This is a genomic window from Streptomyces sp. NPDC029169 (assembly GCF_055563935.1).
The window spans coordinates 226,469-243,697 of the sequence record NZ_JBVHXA010000008.1 but is presented as its reverse complement, the minus strand read 5'-3'; the positions used below and the strand labels follow the sequence as shown (position 1 = coordinate 243,697).

Sequence of the window (17,229 nt, the reverse complement as noted above, 5' to 3'; positions counted from 1 at the left end):
GGAAAGAAGGGCCGGGTTCCCCCTCGGGGAGCCCGGCCCTTCTCCGTACGTACGCCGCTTACCGCTTCTCGTTCCACACCCGCGGCCGCAGCGCCACGCCCGAGACCCCGGACTCCGGCGTCTTCACCGCGAGGAACTGGTTCACGCCGATCCGGTTGCGCTCGAAGGAGACCGCGGAGGCGGCCATGTAGAGCCGCCAGATCCTCGCCCGGCCGGGCGAGGTGCTCCGTACGGCCCGGTCCCAGTCGCCCTCCAGATTGGCCACCCAGCGCCGCAGCGTCAGGGCGTAGTGCTCGCGGATCGCCTCCACGTCACGCACCTCGAAGCCGGCGTCCTCAAGGGTCGTCAGCGTGCGTCCCATCGGGGCGAGTTCGCCGTCGGGGAAGACGTACGCGTCGATGAAGGCATCGACCTGGTAGGCGTCCTCGTCCGGTTCGGGGCGGCGGGAGATCTGGTGGTTGAGCAGCCGGCCGCCCGGCTTGAGCAGGGCGTGCAGGAGGTCGGCGTACTCGCGGTAGCGGACCGCGCCGACGTGCTCCGCCATGCCGATGGACGAAATGGCGTCGTACGGGCCGTCCTTGACGTCCCGGTAGTCCTGGACGCGGATCTCGATCCGGTCCGTCAGGCCCTCCTCGGCGATCCGCTTGCGGGCGTAGGCGGCCTGCTCGCGGGAGAGGGTGATGCCGACGACCTGCGCGCCGTACTCGCGCGCCGCGTGGATGGCCATGGAGCCCCAGCCGCAGCCGACGTCGAGGAGCCTGTCGCCCTCCTTCAGCCGCAGCTTGCGGGCGATGAGGTCCAGCTTGTCGCGCTGGGCGTCCTCCAGGGTGCCGCCGTCCGTCCAGTACGCGCACGAGTAGACCATCGACGGGCCGAGCACCAGCTCGTAGAAGTCGTTGCCCACGTCGTAGTGGTGACTGATCGCCTGTTTGTCGCGGCGCTTGCTGTGCCGTGATCCGGAGCGGCGGCGCATCTCCTCGGCGGGCGGCGCCGGGGGCGGCAGCGGTCCGGCCAGCTTCAGCAGGGCGGCGGCCGCGGCGCGCAGCTTCGGGTCGCGTACGGACTCCAGGGCGCTTCTGGTCTCCTCGCCGCGCTCCCAGAGCACCCCCGCGAGCCGGTCCAGGACCTCGTAGAGGTCGCCCTCGACGTCGATCTCACCGGCCACCCAGGCCCGCGCGAGGCCGAGTTCGCCGGGCTTCCACAGCATCCGGCGCAGGGCGCGGCGCTGCCGGACGATCAGGACGGGGCCGTCCGTGGGACCGGCTTCGCTGCCGTCCCAGGCTCGCAGCCGCACCGGGAGCGGGGCCCCCAGCAGGTCCTCCGCGAGAGTGGTCAGCCGCAAGGCGGCGTCGGCCATGGTGCACACCTCCGTGATGTCGTGCCCCAGAAATGCTCGTCACCACGTAAACACCGTCCGTAGGCGAATGCAGTCCCACCGCCGCACAACGACTCGGCAAAAACACGCGAAAGGGCCGTCCGCACCACGGATGGCGGACGGCCCTTTCGGGTACAGCAGGGTGGAGCCAGTGGGGCTAGGAGGCCTTGGCCTTCTCCTGGCCGGCCTTCTCCTGGCTCGCCGCGGCGGCGGGGGCCGGGGCGGGCTTGGCGGCCTCGTAGAACTCCTCGCGCGGCGACTCGATGGCACCGAGGGAGACGACCTCACGCTTGAGGAACATCGCGAGGGTCCAGTCGGCGAAGACGCGGATCTTGCGGTTCCAGGTCGGCACGGCCATGCCGTGGTAGCCACGGTGCATGTACCAGGCGAGCCGGCCCTTGAGCCTGATCTTCATCTTGCCCATGACGATCATGGCGACGCCCTTGTGCAGGCCGAGACCCGCGACAGCGCCCTTGTTGGAGTGCGAGTACTCCTTCTGCGGGAAGCCCCGCATGCCGGAGACCACGTTGTCGCCGAGGACCTTCGCCTGGCGCAGCGCGTGCTGGGCGTTCGGCGGGCACCAGGCGTTCTCCACACCGGCCTTGCGGGCGGCGAGGTCCGGAACCTGGGCGTTGTCGCCGGCGGTCCAGATGTAGTCGGTGCCAGTGACCTGGAGGGTCGGCTGGGCGTCCACGTGGCCGCGCGGGCCGAGCGGGAGGCCGAAGCGGGCCAGCGCCGGGTTGGGCTTGACGCCCGCGGTCCACACGATCGTGTTGGAGTCGACCTCGAGGCCGTTCTTCAGCACGACGTGGCCGTCGACGCAGGAGTCCATCGACGTCGAGAGGTAGATCTCGATGCCGCGGCCCTCGAGGTGCTCCTTGCCCCAGCGGCCCAGCTCCGGGCCGACCTCGGGAAGGATCTTGTCGGCGGCGTCGACCAGGATGAAGCGCATGTCCTCGCGCTTCACGTTGGTGTAGTACTTCGCCGCGTCGCGGGCCATGTCCTCGACCTCGCCGATGGTCTCCGCGCCGGCGAAGCCGCCGCCCACGAAGACGAAGGTGAGCGCCTTGCGGCGGACGTCCTCGTTGGTCGTCGAGTCGGCCTTGTCCAGCTGCTCCAGGACGTGGTTGCGGAGGCCGATGGCCTCCTCCACGCCCTTCATGCCGATGCCCTGCTCGGCCAGGCCGGGGATCGGGAAGGTGCGGGAGACCGCGCCCATCGCGATGACCAGGTAGTCGAACGGCAGGTCGTACGCCTCGCCGACGAGCGGCGCGATCGTGGCGACCTTGCGGTCCTGGTCGATGGTGGTGACGCGGCCGGTGAGCACCTCGGCTCCACGCACGACGCGTCGCAGCGGGACGACGACGTGGCGCGGCGAGATGCTGCCTGCGGCGGCTTCGGGGAGGAAGGGCTGGTACGTCATGTACGAGCGCGGGTCCACGACCGTGACGGTCGCTTCCGCGTAACGCATCTTCTTGAGGATGCGTCGAGCTGCGTACAGGCCTACGTACCCACCGCCTACTACGAGGATCCTGGGACGCTCCGTGGTGCTCATGCATCCGAGTATCCACCCCACTCAGGGGGGTCGCTCGTGCGCCCCTTCACAAGCTTGTGGGGCACCTCTGCTACACTCCGCCGCCCACGTGACCCAGGTCATGGTCGTGCAAAGGAACCAAGGTGCAGGGGCGAACGTTGTTCACCCCTACTGAACTGGCCCGGAGAGCGGCTGTTAACGCCGAACCACCGGGTGCATTCACACGATGGAAACATCGAGCGAACTGGGCTCCTCGCCTGCGAAAGAGCCCCGACAGGGGCCCTGGAGGCCCCTATGGCCCTCCTCAGCCCCCATCAGGGCCCTTTTCCTTGTGAAGAACTTCACGAACTTTTCCGCCGGGCGGTCGGCGGACGGTTTCCGGACGCGTCGCCGGGTGCCCGTTACGCCACGGACAGTGCGATTCCGTCCAGAATGTCGTGCTCGCTGACGAGGGCCTCCCGGGCCCCGGTCCGCTCCATGATCTCCAGCAGAACGAGCGACCCGGCGATGATCACGTCGACCCGTCCCGGGTGCATGACGGGGATCGCGGCGCGCTCTTCGTGGGTGGAGACGAGCAGGCGGCCGACGACCTCGGCGACCTGGTCGAAGGAGATCCGGGAGCGGTGGATCTTCTCGGAGTCGTACTCCTCCAGGCCGAGCGCGATCGCGGCGACCGTCGTGACGGAACCGGCGAGGCCGACGAGGGTGTCGGCCTCGTTGATCGGGACCTGCTGCTCGGCCAGGTCGAGGGCCGCACGGATGTCGGTCACGACCGCCTCGACCTCGGCGGCGGCCGGCGGGTCGCTGCGGATGTGCCGTTCGGTGAGCCGGACGCAGCCGATGTCGACGGACCGGGCGGCCTCGACGTGCTTGTTGCCGACGACGAACTCGGTCGAGCCGCCGCCGATGTCCACGACGAGGTACTTCTCCGTGCCGTGCAGCTCGCTCGTGGCGCCGGTGAAGGAGAACTCGGCCTCCTGGTCGCCGGTGATCACCTCGGGCTCGACGCCCAGGATGTCCAGGACGCCTGCGACGAACTCCTCGCGGTTCTCGGCGTCACGGGAGGCGGAGGTGGCCACGAAGCGCAGCCGCTCGGCGCCGAGCTCCTTGATGACGGCCGCGTACTCACGGCAGGCGGCGAAGGTCCGCTCCAGCGCCTCGGGCGCGAGGCGGCCCGTCTTGTCGACGCCCTGGCCGAGGCGGACGATCGTCATCCGCCGTTCCAGCTCGATCAGCTCACCCGTCTCGGGGTGGACGTCGGCGACGAGGAGGCGGATGGAGTTCGTACCGCAGTCGATGCCGGCGACCCGGGTCACTTCTCCTCCCCTTCCGCCTGCGGAGTCACGCAGGGGCCCTTGGCCCACCACTCCGGCAGCATCGCGATCGCCTCGTCGCCCAGCGGGTTCACGCCGGGTCCCGCGGCCAGCGAGTGGCCGACCAGGACGTGCAGGCACTTGACCCGGTCGGGCATGCCGCCGGCGCTCGGGAAGCCCTCCAGGACCTCGATGGCGTCACGGCGGGCGATGTAGTCCTCGTGCGCGGCCCGGTAGGCGGCGGCCAGCTCCGGGTCGGTGGAGAGCCTGGCCTGCATCTCCTTCATGACCCCGTTGGCCTCGAGCGTGCCGATCGCGGAGGCGGCGCGGGGGCAGGTCAGGTAGTACGTCGTGGGGAACGGGGTGCCGTCCGGGAGCCGCGGCGCGGTCTCGACGACGTCCGGGTTGCCGCAGGGGCAGCGGTGCGCGATGGCGCGCAGCCCCCGGGGCGGGCGGCCGAGCTGCGCCTCGAAGGCGGCGACGTCCGCCTCGGTCGGCTCGGTGCGTGCGGTCTGCGGAGGGGGCGTTTCCATCGTTACGTCTTGTCTTCTCGTCGGGGGCGGTCGTTGGTCATCATCTCGCGTCGGCGCGCTAGCGGCGCGCGTCCGCGCGGTCGACGCCGTCCCAGAGGTCGGAGTACCAGGGGCGGTCGGCCGCGCCCTGCTCGGTGCGCCGGGCCCGCTCGGCCTCGGGGTCGTTCACGGTGAAACCGGTCTCGCCGGGCACCACGTAGTGCAGGTGCTCACGGGCGAGCCGGCGGATGTACGCGGGGTCCTGGAGGCGGGCCTTCTCGTCCCGCAGCTCCTCCACGCGCGCAGCGGCCTCGGCGGCCTGGCGCTGCTGCTCGGCGATCTCGGCACGCTGGGAGACGTACTGCCGCATGGGGTAGGCGAGCGCGACCACCAGCGAGCAGACGACCAGGGCGAGGAAGGCCGCGCGGCCGGTGAGCCGGGAGCGGCGCGCCTGACGGCGGGTCTGGGAGCGGTAGACACGGGCGGCGGTCTGCTCACCGAGCAGCTTGATCCTGGTCGCGGTCGAGAACCGGTCCCGGGCCATGTGCGCGCCTCCCCTTATACGTACGAACGTCCCCGCACACGGTACGGGACCGCGTGCGGGGACGTAGGTAACCGCGTGTGCTTCGGGATCAGCCCTTGAAGCGCGGGAACGCGCTGCGACCGGCGTAGACCGCCGCGTCGTCGAGGATCTCCTCGATGCGCAGGAGCTGGTTGTACTTGGCGACGCGCTCGGAGCGGGCCGGGGCGCCGGTCTTGATCTGGCCGCAGTTGGTGGCGACGGCGAGGTCGGCGATGGTGACGTCCTCGGTCTCACCGGAGCGGTGGGACATCATGCACTTGAAGCCGTTGCGCTGGGCCAGCTCGACGGCGTCCAGGGTCTCGGTCAGCGAACCGATCTGGTTGACCTTGACGAGCAGCGCGTTGGCGGCGCCGTCCTCGATGCCGCGGGCCAGGCGCTCCGGGTTGGTGACGAACAGGTCGTCGCCGACGATCTGGACCTTGGAGCCCAGCTTGTCGGTGAGGACCTTCCAGCCGTCCCAGTCGTCCTCGAACAGCGGGTCCTCGATGGAGACCAGCGGGTACGCGGAGACGAGCTCCTCGTAGTACTCGGTCATCTCGGCGGCCGAGCGGGACTTGCCCTCGAACTCGTACGAGCCGTCCTTGTAGAACTCGGAAGCGGCGACGTCGAGCGCCAGCGCGATGTCCTTGCCCGGGGCGTAGCCGGCCTGCTTGATGGCCTCCAGGATGAGGTCGAGCGCCTCGCGGTTGGAGTCCAGGTTCGGGGCGAAGCCGCCCTCGTCGCCGAGGCCGGTGGACAGGCCCTTGGTCTTCAGGACGGACTTGAGGGTGTGGTAGACCTCGGTGCCCCAGCGCAGGGCCTCGGAGAAGGACTCCGCGCCGATCGGCGCGATCATGAACTCCTGGATGTCCACGTTGGAGTCGGCGTGCGAGCCGCCGTTCAGGATGTTCATCATCGGAACGGGCAGCAGGTGCGCGTTCGGGCCGCCGAGGTAGCGGAAGAGCGGGAGGTCGGAGGCCTCGGACGCGGCGTGCGCGACGGCGAGGGAGACGCCGAGGATGGCGTTGGCGCCGAGGGAGGCCTTGTTGTCCGTGGCGTCCAGGTCGAACATGGCCTGGTCGATCAGGCGCTGCTCGGTGGCGTCGTAGCCGACGAGCTCCGGCCCGATCTGCTCGATCACGGCGAGGACGGCCTTCTCGACGCCCTTGCCCTGGTAGCGGTTCTTGTCTCCGTCACGGAGCTCAATGGCCTCGAACGCACCGGTGGAGGCACCGGACGGAACGGCAGCACGGCCGGTGCTGCCGTCGTCGAGGCCGACCTCGACCTCGACCGTGGGGTTGCCTCGGGAGTCCAGGATTTCCCGGGCTACGACGACGTCGATGGACGGCACGAGCATCTCCTTCTGGGATGTGACGCTGGATGTGACGCTGCGATGCAAAGTCGCTTCGGCCTTGCGACAAGAGCCTAACCGGCTCCCGGGCTCCAGCCAGCCGGGCGCCCGCCCCCTGGGACGAAAAAGGACCCAAGGGCATGCATCCGGGGGCAAAAGACCCGTACCTACTCATGGGTAACGCTGAACGGGCGGAACCCCGGCCCGGAGCGCACGGGGGGAGTCGCTCCGGACCGGGGTGGTCACCGCGGGAGGGTCGTGGGACCCGTGTGAGCCGCCGGACTCACACGAGCCGCCGGGCTCACTTCAGGTGAAGCTGCTGGCCCGGGTAGATCAGGTCGGCGTCCTCGACGACGTCCTTGTTGAGCTCGAAGAGCTTCTCCCAGCCGCCCTTGACGTCGTGGGCGGCGGCGATCTTGCTCAGGGTGTCACCGGCGACGACCTTGTACTCGCCGTCACCCTTCTTGACCTTCTTGCCGGCCGGGGTGGTGACGGTCTTCTTGGACTCGGCCTTCTTGGACTCGGCCTTCGGGGCGGTCCGCTGCTCGCTGCGGGTCGTCGGCTGCTCGGCCTGACGCTCCGGCTGCTGCGGGGCGCTCTGCTCGGCGGCGCCGCCGTCGTACGCGGCGTTGGAGAGGCCGACGCCGCAGCTCGGCCAGGCACCCTTGCCCTGGCCGGCCAGGACCTTCTCGGCGATCGTGATCTGCTGCGACTTCGAGGCCTGGTCGGCGGTGGCGGCGTACGCGGTGCCACCGTAGGCGGCCCAGGTGGAGGCGGCGAACTGCAGGCCGCCGTAGTAGCCGTTGCCGGTGTTGATGGACCAGTTGCCGCCGGACTCGCACTGGGCGACGGTGTCCCACTCGGAGGTGGTGGCGGCCGAGGCGGACCCGGCGGTCATCAGCGGGGCGGCGACGGCGACACCGGCGACACCGGCGAGGGCGACGGCGCGGGTGGCCTTGGAGGGACGACGGTGTTTGCCCTTGGCGGAAAACAGCATGGGACTTCTCCTCACCGACGCCTACGAGGTGAGCTGTCGGGTTCGGGCCATGTGAGTTGCCCGGCCGCGCGACCCAGCGCGCGGCTTCACCCCAAGCCGGTCCGTCGGCCGTCTGTCTCAACGGCCGGGGACGGCACTTACCTTGGGTCCCCCGCTCCTGCCTTCGGCGCATGACGCGACGACTGTTCCCATCGGCCGACGGCAGGATTCGGCGTACCGGTCGACGGGGCCCGCGGTGGCGAGCGGTGACGACCGTAGACACAGACCCGGGGGAAGTTCAAAGACGCCCATGGGGGACAAAACGCCCCTACTCGCTTCGGGACGAAGGGTGTTTACGCAGGTGAGAGGTGACGGAAGCAGAGTTTGCGGACGAGGCGCGCCAGTTGAGACAAAGAGACTCATGTCTCACTTGAACAGAACCGGACATACGACCCCGAACTGCCCCTACTTCGGGGCTGTCTCGCTCACGAGGTCGATGTCGAGGTCGAGGCTCTGGCCAGGGAGGATGAGGTCGGGGTCGTCGCCCACCGTCGCGCGGTTGGCGTCGTAGAGGGCACTCCAGCCACCCGGGAGCTCGTTCTCCTGGGCGATCTCGGTGAGGTTGTCGCCCGGCTTGACGGTGTATTCGCCGATAGCGTCCCGAATGTTCCGAGAAGCCCTGTTGTCCGGAGTGTCCCTACTGCCGTCCGGATTCATCGAATCCGCGCCAGGTGCCGGCACATCGGACGGGGAGGCATGTCGGCCCGTTTCAGGCGCCTTGTCCGTATGACCCGTCTCCTCCGGGGCGGCGTCACCACGGTGCTTGCCGGTGCCCTCGGTCACGGGCGCGGACGGCGTGACGGTCGGGGACGGGGCCCCGGGGGTCGCAGAGGCGTCCGGCTGTGCGGGCGCGGCCGAGGGGCTGGAGGAAGGACTGGAAGAGGCCTCGGAGTCGGCCGGGAGGCCGACGGTCCGGTTCGACTCCGGGAGCGGACCCGTGGGCTCCACCGGCGTGACGGCCGGACCGGGGTCGACATCGGGCGTGGCGCCGCCCTTCGTGAGCCCGGCGATCGGGGCACAGGTCGCCCACTGCGTGTCACCCGCGGCGAACGCCTTCTCGGCCACCGCGATCTGCTGGGCACGGCTGGCGAGGTCCGCGCTCGTCGCGTACGCCAGACCGCCGTACCTCTCCCAGGTCTCCTGGGTGAACTGGAGCCCGCCGTAGAGCCCGTTGCCGAAGTGGGCGCTCCACAGGCCGCCCGACTCGCACTCGGCGACGCGGTCCCAGGTCGCGGCATCGGCGGCGGAGGCCGAGCCCGCACCCAGGAGGGGCAGCGCGAGGGCCGATCCCGTCACGCCTGCGGCGACGACGATGGCGGGTGCCTGGCGGGGTCTGCGGTGTCGTCCGTTCCCGGAGCGCATGCGGAGCTGCCTTTCGCGTGACTGCTGAGGTGACGGTGAACGTAGCGGCATTCGAACGTCAGTCACAAGTCGATGCAGCGGAGATCACGTAAAAGTCACAGTCTTGACGACCCGTCAGTTCGCAACTGGTGCGAACTCGACAGGAAGCGTGCGCAATCCACGCATGATGAGCCCGCCGCGCCACCGCAGATCGGCAGGATCGACGGCAAGTCGCAGGTCGGGCAGGCGAGTCAGCAGCGTCGCGAGCGCGATCTGCCCTTCGAGCCTGGCGAGCGGGGCGCCGATGCAGTAGTGGATGCCGTGCCCGTAGCCGAGGTGCTGGTTGTCGCGCCGGGACAGATCGAGCGTGTCCGGCTCGTCGAAGCGCGCCGGGTCGCGGTCGGCGGCGGCCAGCACGACGAGGACCGGGTCGCCGGCCGGGATCTCCTGCCCGCCGATCGTCAGCGGCTCCATGGCGTACCGCCAGGTCGCCAGCTCCACCGGCCCGTCGTAGCGCAGCAGCTCCTCGACGCCGGTCTCCAGGAGGTCCCGTTCCCCGGCGGCGAGCGAGGCCTGGAGGCGGGCGCGCTGGTCGGGATGGCGAAGCAGGGCGTACACCCCGTTCCCGACCAGGTTGACGGTGGTCTCGAAGCCGGCGAAGAGAAGGATGAAGGCCATCGCGGCGGCCTCGTTCTCGGTGAGGTGCTCGCCGTGGTCGGAGGCCTTGATGAGCCCAGAGATCAGGTCGTCGCCGGGATCGAGCCGCTTGCGGTGGATCAGCTCCGCGAGATAGCCGCGCATCTTCTTGACCGACCGCGCCACCCCGCCGCGCGGCCCTCCGCCGTGCCGGATCATCATCCCGGCCCAGTCCCGGAAGTCGTCCTGGTCCTCGCGCGGCACTCCGAGCAGGTCGCAGATGGCGTAGATGGGCAGCGGGAAGGCGAACTCGTGGATGAGGTCGGCGGTGCCGTTGGCCGCGAACGAATCGATGAGCTGGTCCGTCAGCTCCTGCACCCGGGGCGCGAACTCGGCGACGCGGCGCGGGGTGAACGCCTTGGAGACCAGCCGGCGCAGCCGGGTGTGGTCGGGTGGGTCGATATTGAGCAGATGCGTCATCAGCTCGGCCTTGCGCTCCCCCGGGATCCCGGTCTTGCCCTTGGCGTGCGAGGGCTCGTCGTGATGCGCCGGGTTCTTCGACAGCCGCGGGTCGGCGAGGGCCTGCCGGGCGTCCGCGTACCGCGTCACCAGCCAGGCGTCGACCCCGCTGGGCAGCTTCGCCCGGTGCACGGGCGCGTGCTCGCGCAGCCAGGCGTAGGCGGGGTACGGGTCGGTGGCGAACTCCCAGGTGAAGAGCTCGGGGGCGGGGGGCGTGCTCACCCTGAGACGGTACAAGGTCGGTGGAGCGCCGGCCTCCGGGCGGACCGGTCCCTGAGATGTGATCGTCCGGTGAAGACGCGTGGCCTAGATTCTCCGGCGTGGATGTCCAGTTGCTCAGAAGCACGTTCGCCGTCGTCGAGAGACGGGCCGAGCATGCCGTCACCTTCTTCTACTCCCATCTGTTCTGGCACCACCCGGGCGTCCGCGAGCTCTTCCCCGAGGACATGCGGGCGCAGCGCGACCGGCTCTTCGCCGCGCTCACCCATGTCGTGACCCACCTGGAGGACCCCGGCCTCCCGGAGTACCTGGCCCATCTGGGCCGCGACCACCGCAAGTTCCTGGCCTCCCCCGCGCTCTACGCTGCCGTCGGCACCAGCCTGACCGCCGCGTTCGCCCATGCCGCCGGGGCCGCGTGGAGCGTCGAGGCGGAGAAGGCGTGGAGCGAGGCGTACGGGTACGTCGCCGAGCTGATGGTGCGGGGCGCGGAGGAGGCGGAGGCGGACGGGGAGCCGGCGTGGTGGGACGCGGTGGTGGTCCGGCACGAGCGGCTGGGCGAGGACCTGGCGGTGCTGACGCTGAAACCGCGCCGCCCTTTTCCGTACCGGCCGGGGCAGTACGTCAGCGTCAGCTCGCTGCGGGTGCCGAGGGTGTGGCGGACGTACTCGCTGGCCAACGCGGTGCGCGCGGACGGGACGGTGGATCTGCATGTGAGCCGGATCCCGGGCGGGGCGATGAGCACGGCGCTGGTGGACGGGGCGCGGGAGGGCGAGCCGCTGCGGCTGAGCGCGCCCGGCGGCGCGCTGACGGCGCGGACCGCGGCGGGCGACCCGCGCAGCTACATCGCCGCGGGGACGGGCTGGGCGCCCGTCAAGGCGCTCTTGGAGGAGGTGGCGGAGGGCCGTCCGGAGGGGGTGGAGGCGCGGCTCTTCCTGGTGGCGCGGGCGAAGGAGTACCTGTACGGGAGGGGGGACGCGGAGCGCCTGCGGGAACGGATACCCGGGCTGAAGGTCACGTACATCACCTCCGCGCCCCGCCACCCGCGCGACCAGGCGACCGAGCGGCTGCTCCACGCGCTGTACGCCTGCGGCAACTGGCCCTCCCACGACGTCTACGTCGCAGGCCCCCCGCCCTTCCTGACGGAGACCCTCCCGGCCCTGAACGACCTGGGCGCCCCCCGAATCCACCACGACCGCTTGCCGACGACGCCCCTCCGCCCGATGGGCCCGGCAGAATGGCTGATCGCCGGCCCGGATCCCCACTGGCACGATCCGGAGGCCCGGTCCCCTCGGCCTTGACCCCGCCCCCCGTGTGGGCAATCGTCCCGCTGGGGCGGGACGGGTGGGCACACGGGACGGCGCCCCTGCGGGCGCGTCCGCTCGAAGGGCCCCCGCACCCCGAGGCCGTTGCACGTGTAGGGCCCTCGGGGGCGCCGGGCACAAGGGGCAGAGGCGCCTGCAAGGGCGCCGTCCGTTGTGCCCACCCGTTCCGCCCCGGCGGAACGAATGCCCACAACGGGGCGGGCTACTGGCCCTCTGCCGCTCGGATCGTGTCTCGGTAGGCGCGGGCCGCCGCTCGGAGGGCTGCTTCCGGGTCGACGCCCGAGGCTTCCGCGCGGGCGGCGAGGGTCAGGAGTTCGTAGCCGATGCCCTCGCCCTTCGGGATCTCGATGTCGAGGCCCGCCTGCCGCACCCGGCCCGCCAGTTTCGCGGCGAGGGCCAGGCCGGGCTGGCCGAGCGGGACCCCGTCGGTGACGGACTCGCGCTGCTTCTCGATCGCCTTCGTGCGCAGCCAGTGCGCCTTGACCTCCTCCGGCGTCTCGGCCGTCGCGTCGCCGAAGACGTGCGGGTGGCGGTGGATCAGCTTCTCCACGATCGTCCCGGCGACGTCGTCGACGGAGAACGGTTCCTCCTCGTCCTCCTCCGCGATCCGGGCGTGGAAGACGACCTGGAGCAGGACGTCCCCGAGCTCCTCGCGCAGCTCCTCGCGGTCGCCCTCCTCGATCGCCTCGACGAGTTCGTACGCCTCCTCGATGCCGTACTTGGCGAGCCCCTTGTGCGTCTGCCGCGAGGACCACGGGCACTCGCGCCGGATGCGGTCCATGACCTGCACCAGGTCGAGGAGGCGGGCGCCGGGGAGGTCGTACGAGCCGGGCAGCAGCTCCAGGTCGGGCATCGTGACGCGGCCGGAGCCGGCGAGCCGGGCGAGCCCGTCGGTGAGCGTCTGGTCGCCCTCGCCGGAGGGCAGGACGACGACCGTCCGGCCCCCGGCGCACGCCTCGACCAACTCCTGCGCGGCCGGTCGGGCGTGCTCCACGGCCACGCCCGCCTCGCGGAGGTACGGCAGCTGCGGGTGGTGCTCGTCGGCGCACAGCACCCGGTCGGCGCCGTGCAGCGCCTGCCACGCGGGCCAGGACAGCAGTCCGGGCGCCACGCGGTGGCTGGCGGTGAGCAGGACGATGCGGCCGGGCTCAAGGGGCGGCTCGACGGGTGATTCGGCGTTCACCCTTCCGACCTTACGTTGCGCTACGCGCCCGCCTCCACGCCCGCCGGCTCCTGGCTGATCTGCCGTACCCACGGCGCCGTGTACGTACCCAGCTGGATCTTCGCGTCGTCCCACGCGCCGAAGCGCGGGTTCACGTCGATATCGAGCTTCTTGGAGGCCGCGGTGAAGACCTCGGTGAGCTTCTGCTGGCCCTCGGGGGTATTCGCGATGCCCAGCTTGGCGGCGATCTTGTTCATCAGGACCGTGCGCCGGACGACCCCGTCGATCTGGTCGGGGGCGACGCCCTGCTGCTGGAGCAGCGTCGCGGCGAGCTGCTCCTCGCCGCCGCTCTGCCGGGTGAAGTCGGCCCGGGCCTGCTGGATCTCGGCGCGCGAGGCGGTGACCCCGTGGTCCTCGGCGACCTGGTCCACCACCCGGTCGAAGATCATCACGTTGAGCTTCTCGCGGCTGAGGTCGCCGGTGGCCTGGATCAGCTGCGCCGCCTGCGGAGACGCCTCCTGCGCCGCCCGCACGTCCCGCACCTGCGCCTGGAGGCTGGTCACCTCGATCCGTTCACCGCCGACGACGGCCGCCGCCCCTGGGTGGGCCTCACCGCCGCAGGCGGCGAGCAGCGGAGCCGCGGCGAGGAGCGCGGCGGAGACGGCGAGCGCAGTGCGGCGGTGCAAAGGAGCCTCCCGGCGTGGGTCGTGCGTCAGTTGAACGACCTTGCGGTGATCGATGGTAGGCAGTCGTCGTGGCCGGGGCCACTACTTCGACGTGACTGTCTCGATCAACGACTCACGTGTTCCGGTGGTGGCGGTCCGGGGCCCGATCAGCCCGGGAACGTCCGCGTTCGTCGCCTTCACCAGGAAGTGCGGACGCCGCTTGACCTCGTAGTAGATACGGCCTACGTACTCGCCCACGAGCCCCAGCATCACCATCTGGACGCCGGCCAGCGCCGTGACGATGACGAGCAGGGTGACGTATCCGGGCGTGTCGACGCCGTTCAGCAGCGCGTCACCGACGATCCAGGCCGCGTACGCCAGTGCCACCGAGACCAGGATCATTCCCAGATAGACGGCGGCCCGCAGCGGCTTGTTGTTGAAGGAGAGCAGCCCGTCGAGTCCGTAGTTGAGCAGCTTTCCGAAGGTCCATTTCGAGCGGCCCTGCTCGCGCACCGCATTCTCGTACTCGAATGTGGTGGTGCGGAATCCGACCCAGGCGAAAAGGCCCTTGGAGAAGCGGTTGTACTCGGTGAGTCCGAGGATCGCGTCGACGGTACGGCGGGAGAGCAGCCGGAAGTCGCCGACGCCGTCCACCAGCTCGACGTCCACGAGCCGGTTGATCGCCCAGTAGTAGGCGCGCGCGGTCAGGGTGCGGGTGACCCGGTCGCCCTTGCGGGTGCGCCGGGCGATGACCTGGTCGTACCCCTCGGAGTGCAGGGCCACCATGCGGTGCACGAGCTCCGGCGGATGCTGGAGGTCGGCGTCCATGATGACGACCGCGTCACCGTCGGCGTGCTGGAGGCCGGCCAGCATCGCGGCCTCCTTGCCGAAGTTCCGGCTGAAGGAGACGTAACGGGCGCGGGGGTCGGAGGCGGCGATCTCCTCCAGGAGAGGGAGGGTCCGGTCGTGACTTCCGTCGTCCACGTAGACCAGCTCGAATTCTCCGTCGAAACGGGAGAGTTCTGCGGTCACATGGTCGTGGAAGCGACCGATGATCTCCTCTTCGTTGAAACACGGGACCACGATCGAGAGCAGCACGAGAACACGACAACGCACCTGGATGTCTCCGGCCGATTCGAAACATGACGACAAGGCGACCATTGCGTGAACTGGCCCCGCTGGATCACCATTTCGTGGTTCGTACTGGCATATTCGCTCCATCATGCCTGCTCAGACGACTCCGGCGGCCGTGGGCCGCTCCGCCGGCCTCGCCGCGTCCCTCGCCGCCCTCCTCACCGCGCTCGCCGTGTGCGCCGGGGACGCGGTCGCCCGCACCTTCCCCTTCGGGCCGGAGCGCCGCGCGGTCAACGACCTGGCCAACCAGTTCGTCCCGTACCACGCCCGTCTCTGGGACCTCCTGCACGGACGGGCGGACGGCGGGCTGCTGCTCAACTGGCAGTCCGGCTGGGGCACCAGCTTCCTGCCCGACCTCGGGACGTACCTCGGCAGCCCGTTCGCGCTGCTCGTGGCGCTCTTCCCACGCGAGGACATCGAGTACGCGGTCTATGTCGTCACGATCCTGAAGATGGCCGCGGCGGCGGCCGCCATGACCGTGACGCTGCTGCGGTTCCGCCCGGGCGTGTGGTGGGCGGCGGCGGTGCTCGGCGCGTCGTACGGGCTGTGCGGCTGGTCGGTCATCGAGGCCACGTACAACCCGATGTGGCTCGACGGGCTGATCGCCTTCCCGCTGCTGTGCCTGGTCGGCGAGTGGGTACGGCAGGGGCGCAGGCCGCTGCTCGGTCCGCTGGTCGTCGCGCTGTGCTGGGTCGGCAACTTCTACACCGCGTACATGGCGACCATCGGCGCCGCGCTCGTCCTCCTGGTCCGGCTCGCGGCGGCGCGTGAGCTGCGCGTCCGGGTGGTCGTACGGGCGGTGGTGACCGTGCTGCTCGGGATCGGGCTCGCCGCGCCGATCCTCGTACCGGTGTTCCTCGGCTCCACGCGCGCGTACCCGGGCTGGACGAACGAGTTCCAGCCGGCCGGCTGGACGGACTTCTTCGCACGGCTGCTGCCCGCGACGTACAGCTTCACCACCCCCGCCGCGTTCCTGGGCACGGGGACCCTGGTGCTCGCCGGCGCCCTGCTCTTCCACCGCACGGTGCCGCGGCGGGAGCGGCGGCTGTGGGCCGGGTTCGCGGTCGCGGTCGCGGTGTCGATGCAGTGGGGACCCACCCACCTGGTGTGGCATGTGTTCGCCACCCCCAACGGGAGCCCGTACCGGCAGACGTTCGTCCTGTCCGGCGTCCTGGTCCTCGCCGCCTGGACCGTCCTCTCGTACGGCTGGCCAGGGCGGCGCGCCCTGCTCGGCGGGGCGGGCGTGGTGGCGGCGGTCGGCGTGGGGGCGGTGACCAGCGAGCACGTGACCGGCTGGTCGTACCCGCTGCTCGTCCTCGGACTGGCGGCGGCCTGCGGTGGGCTGTGGCTGGCCGGGCGCGGGCGGCTCCCGGTGGTGGCGGCGGTGCTTCTGTCGGGGGCGCTCGTCGGTCAGGCGGCCGCGACGACGGCGTACGCGGACCGGGAGCGGCTCGGCCGGCTCGACGACTACCCGGCCTGGGGCGCGGAGCAGGACCGGCGGACGGCGGCGCTCGGCGCGGCCGACGGCTGGCCGGCGTACCGCACCGACTCGGGCCGCGAGCAGATCACGGGCAACGAGCCGATGCTCTTCGGCGGCCAGGGCGCCGCGTACTACAGCAGCCACACGCCGTCCGTGCTGACGGAGACGCTGGCCTCGCTCGGCGGCGGCTGGACGTCGCGCGGCCGGAATCTGCAGAGCCTGGACAACCCGGTGACGGACGCCCTGTTCGGAGTCGGCGCGCGGTGGCGGGGCGAGTCCCTGGTGCGGACGGGGCCGGTGCTGCCGCTGGTGACGGTACGTCCGGAGGGGGCCGCCGCGCCTCGGTACGGGGCCTCTCCGTTCCGTAACCAGGAGATGCTGCTGGGGTCCCGGGTGTACGAGGTGCCGGCCGACGGGGTCTGCCCGGTCGGCAGCGAGGTCTTCCTCTGGGCCCCCGACTTCCGGGGGACGGCCCGGCTCGGCGCGGGCGGCAGGCCGCTGAAGATGACCGGGGAGATGCCGAAGCGGAGGGCGGCGCTGAGCTCACTGGGCGTCCAGGAGAAGGCGGGCACGACGGTGGTCCTGAAGGGGAAGCGCGGCGGTGACCACGAGGTCGGCTGCCTGGACCGGGACCGGCTGGCTTCCGCCGTCGCGCGCCTGAAGGCCTCGGCCGCGGTGTCGGTCGACGTCACGGACAGCGGCATCCGCGCGGAACTCCCGCCGGGGACGAGGGGGACGGTGGTGGTCGCGGCCCCGAGGATCGCGGGCTGGACCTGCGAGGGCCGCCCGGCGGACTCGTACGGCGGGCTGCTGGCTCTGCGCGTCGACGGCCAGTCCTCGGTGAGCTGCGACTTCCGCCCACCGGGGCTGCGGGCGGGGCTGGGCATGGGCTGCGCTGCGGCGGTGCTGCTGGGGGTGTGGGTGCTGTGGCGGAGGCGGGGGGGGGGGGCGCCGCTTCCCCCCCCCCCCCCCCCCCCTCCCCCCCCACCCCCCCCCCAAAAACCCCCCCCCTTGTTGGGAGGGAAAAAACCCCCCCACCGGTTTGTTTTCTTTTTTTTGCCCGTCCTT

The 17,229-nt window shown here is 71.0% G+C and carries 14 protein-coding genes and 1 riboswitch; of the genes, 2 read left to right on the top strand and 12 right to left on the bottom strand.

The features are described 5' to 3' along the window. Nucleotides 1–58: 58 nt before the first annotated feature. From ACZ4VI_RS18055 to ACZ4VI_RS18015, 9 genes are all read right to left on the bottom strand, one after another. On the bottom strand, nt 59–1,357 hold the full coding sequence (locus ACZ4VI_RS18055) for a class I SAM-dependent methyltransferase (protein ID WP_468000182.1): 1,299 nt from the start codon (nt 1,355–1,357) through the stop codon (nt 59–61). Nucleotides 1,358–1,532: 175 nt separating this feature from the next. Next, a complete protein-coding gene (locus ACZ4VI_RS18050; protein WP_468000181.1) occupies nt 1,533–2,930 on the bottom strand; it encodes an NAD(P)/FAD-dependent oxidoreductase in 1,398 nt (465 codons plus the stop codon). A 380-nt stretch (nt 2,931–3,310) separates the two neighbouring features. Continuing rightward, a complete protein-coding gene (locus ACZ4VI_RS18045) occupies nt 3,311–4,225 on the bottom strand; it encodes a Ppx/GppA phosphatase family protein (protein ID WP_468000180.1) in 915 nt (304 codons plus the stop codon). Then, nucleotides 4,222–4,755 (bottom strand): DUF501 domain-containing protein, encoded by a 534-nt coding sequence (locus tag ACZ4VI_RS18040; RefSeq protein WP_468000179.1) that lies wholly within the window; start codon nt 4,753–4,755, stop codon nt 4,222–4,224. The genes ACZ4VI_RS18045 and ACZ4VI_RS18040 overlap by 4 nt, the downstream gene beginning before the upstream one ends. Before the next feature lie 58 nt (nt 4,756–4,813). Continuing rightward, nucleotides 4,814–5,278 (bottom strand): FtsB family cell division protein, encoded by a 465-nt coding sequence (locus tag ACZ4VI_RS18035; RefSeq protein ID WP_468000178.1) that lies wholly within the window; start codon nt 5,276–5,278, stop codon nt 4,814–4,816. 88 nt (nt 5,279–5,366) lie between these two features. Further along, entirely contained in the window at nt 5,367–6,653 is a 1,287-nt protein-coding gene (gene eno / locus ACZ4VI_RS18030) for a phosphopyruvate hydratase (protein WP_260230112.1), read from the bottom strand. 295 nt (nt 6,654–6,948) lie between these two features. Then, nucleotides 6,949–7,644: a transglycosylase family protein gene (locus ACZ4VI_RS18025; RefSeq protein ID WP_468000177.1), complete on the bottom strand. Its 696-nt coding sequence runs from the start codon at nt 7,642–7,644 to the stop codon at nt 6,949–6,951. Between the two features lie 3 nt (nt 7,645–7,647). Next, a riboswitch (cyclic di-AMP (ydaO/yuaA leader) is annotated at nt 7,648–7,823 on the bottom strand. Nucleotides 7,824–8,088: 265 nt separating this feature from the next. Continuing rightward, a complete protein-coding gene (locus tag ACZ4VI_RS18020; protein ID WP_468000176.1) occupies nt 8,089–9,045 on the bottom strand; it encodes a transglycosylase family protein in 957 nt (318 codons plus the stop codon). A gap of 114 nt (nt 9,046–9,159) precedes the next feature. Continuing rightward, a complete protein-coding gene (locus ACZ4VI_RS18015; protein WP_468000175.1) occupies nt 9,160–10,401 on the bottom strand; it encodes a cytochrome P450 family protein in 1,242 nt (413 codons plus the stop codon). A 98-nt stretch (nt 10,402–10,499) separates the two neighbouring features. Between ACZ4VI_RS18015 and ACZ4VI_RS18010 the strand changes: the two genes are divergently transcribed. Continuing rightward, nucleotides 10,500–11,696 (top strand): globin domain-containing protein, encoded by a 1,197-nt coding sequence (locus ACZ4VI_RS18010; protein ID WP_468000174.1) that lies wholly within the window; start codon nt 10,500–10,502, stop codon nt 11,694–11,696. 226 nt (nt 11,697–11,922) lie between these two features. Here the strand turns inward: ACZ4VI_RS18010 and ACZ4VI_RS18005 are convergent, their stop codons facing one another. From ACZ4VI_RS18005 to ACZ4VI_RS17995, 3 genes are all read right to left on the bottom strand, one after another. Next, entirely contained in the window at nt 11,923–12,903 is a 981-nt protein-coding gene (locus ACZ4VI_RS18005) for a nucleoside triphosphate pyrophosphohydrolase (protein ID WP_468000173.1), read from the bottom strand. 20 nt (nt 12,904–12,923) lie between these two features. Beyond that, on the bottom strand, nt 12,924–13,568 hold the full coding sequence (locus tag ACZ4VI_RS18000; protein ID WP_468000172.1) for a SurA N-terminal domain-containing protein: 645 nt from the start codon (nt 13,566–13,568) through the stop codon (nt 12,924–12,926). Nucleotides 13,569–13,649: 81 nt separating this feature from the next. Then, on the bottom strand, nt 13,650–14,645 hold the full coding sequence (locus ACZ4VI_RS17995; RefSeq protein ID WP_468000171.1) for a glycosyltransferase family 2 protein: 996 nt from the start codon (nt 14,643–14,645) through the stop codon (nt 13,650–13,652). A 124-nt stretch (nt 14,646–14,769) separates the two neighbouring features. Here ACZ4VI_RS17995 and ACZ4VI_RS17990 point away from each other — a divergent pair. Next, a partial coding sequence (locus ACZ4VI_RS17990) for a YfhO family protein (protein WP_468000170.1) occupies nt 14,770–17,229 on the top strand: 2,460 nt, incomplete at its 3' end.

Bases quoted from the DNA above. Each gene is read 5' to 3' on its own strand.
- ACZ4VI_RS18020 (WP_468000176.1), bottom strand. From the start codon at position 9,045: ATGCGCTCCGGGAACGGACGACACCGCAGACCCCGCCAGGCACCCGCC.
- ACZ4VI_RS18035 (WP_468000178.1), bottom strand. From the start codon at position 5,278: ATGGCCCGGGACCGGTTCTCGACCGCGACCAGGATCAAGCTGCTCGGT.
- ACZ4VI_RS18025 (WP_468000177.1), bottom strand. From the start codon at position 7,644: ATGCTGTTTTCCGCCAAGGGCAAACACCGTCGTCCCTCCAAGGCCACC.
- ACZ4VI_RS18040 (WP_468000179.1), bottom strand. From the start codon at position 4,755: ATGGAAACGCCCCCTCCGCAGACCGCACGCACCGAGCCGACCGAGGCG.
- ACZ4VI_RS18055 (WP_468000182.1), bottom strand. From the start codon at position 1,357: ATGGCCGACGCCGCCTTGCGGCTGACCACTCTCGCGGAGGACCTGCTG.
- eno (WP_260230112.1), bottom strand. From the start codon at position 6,653: ATGCTCGTGCCGTCCATCGACGTCGTCGTAGCCCGGGAAATCCTGGAC.
- ACZ4VI_RS18050 (WP_468000181.1), bottom strand. From the start codon at position 2,930: ATGAGCACCACGGAGCGTCCCAGGATCCTCGTAGTAGGCGGTGGGTAC.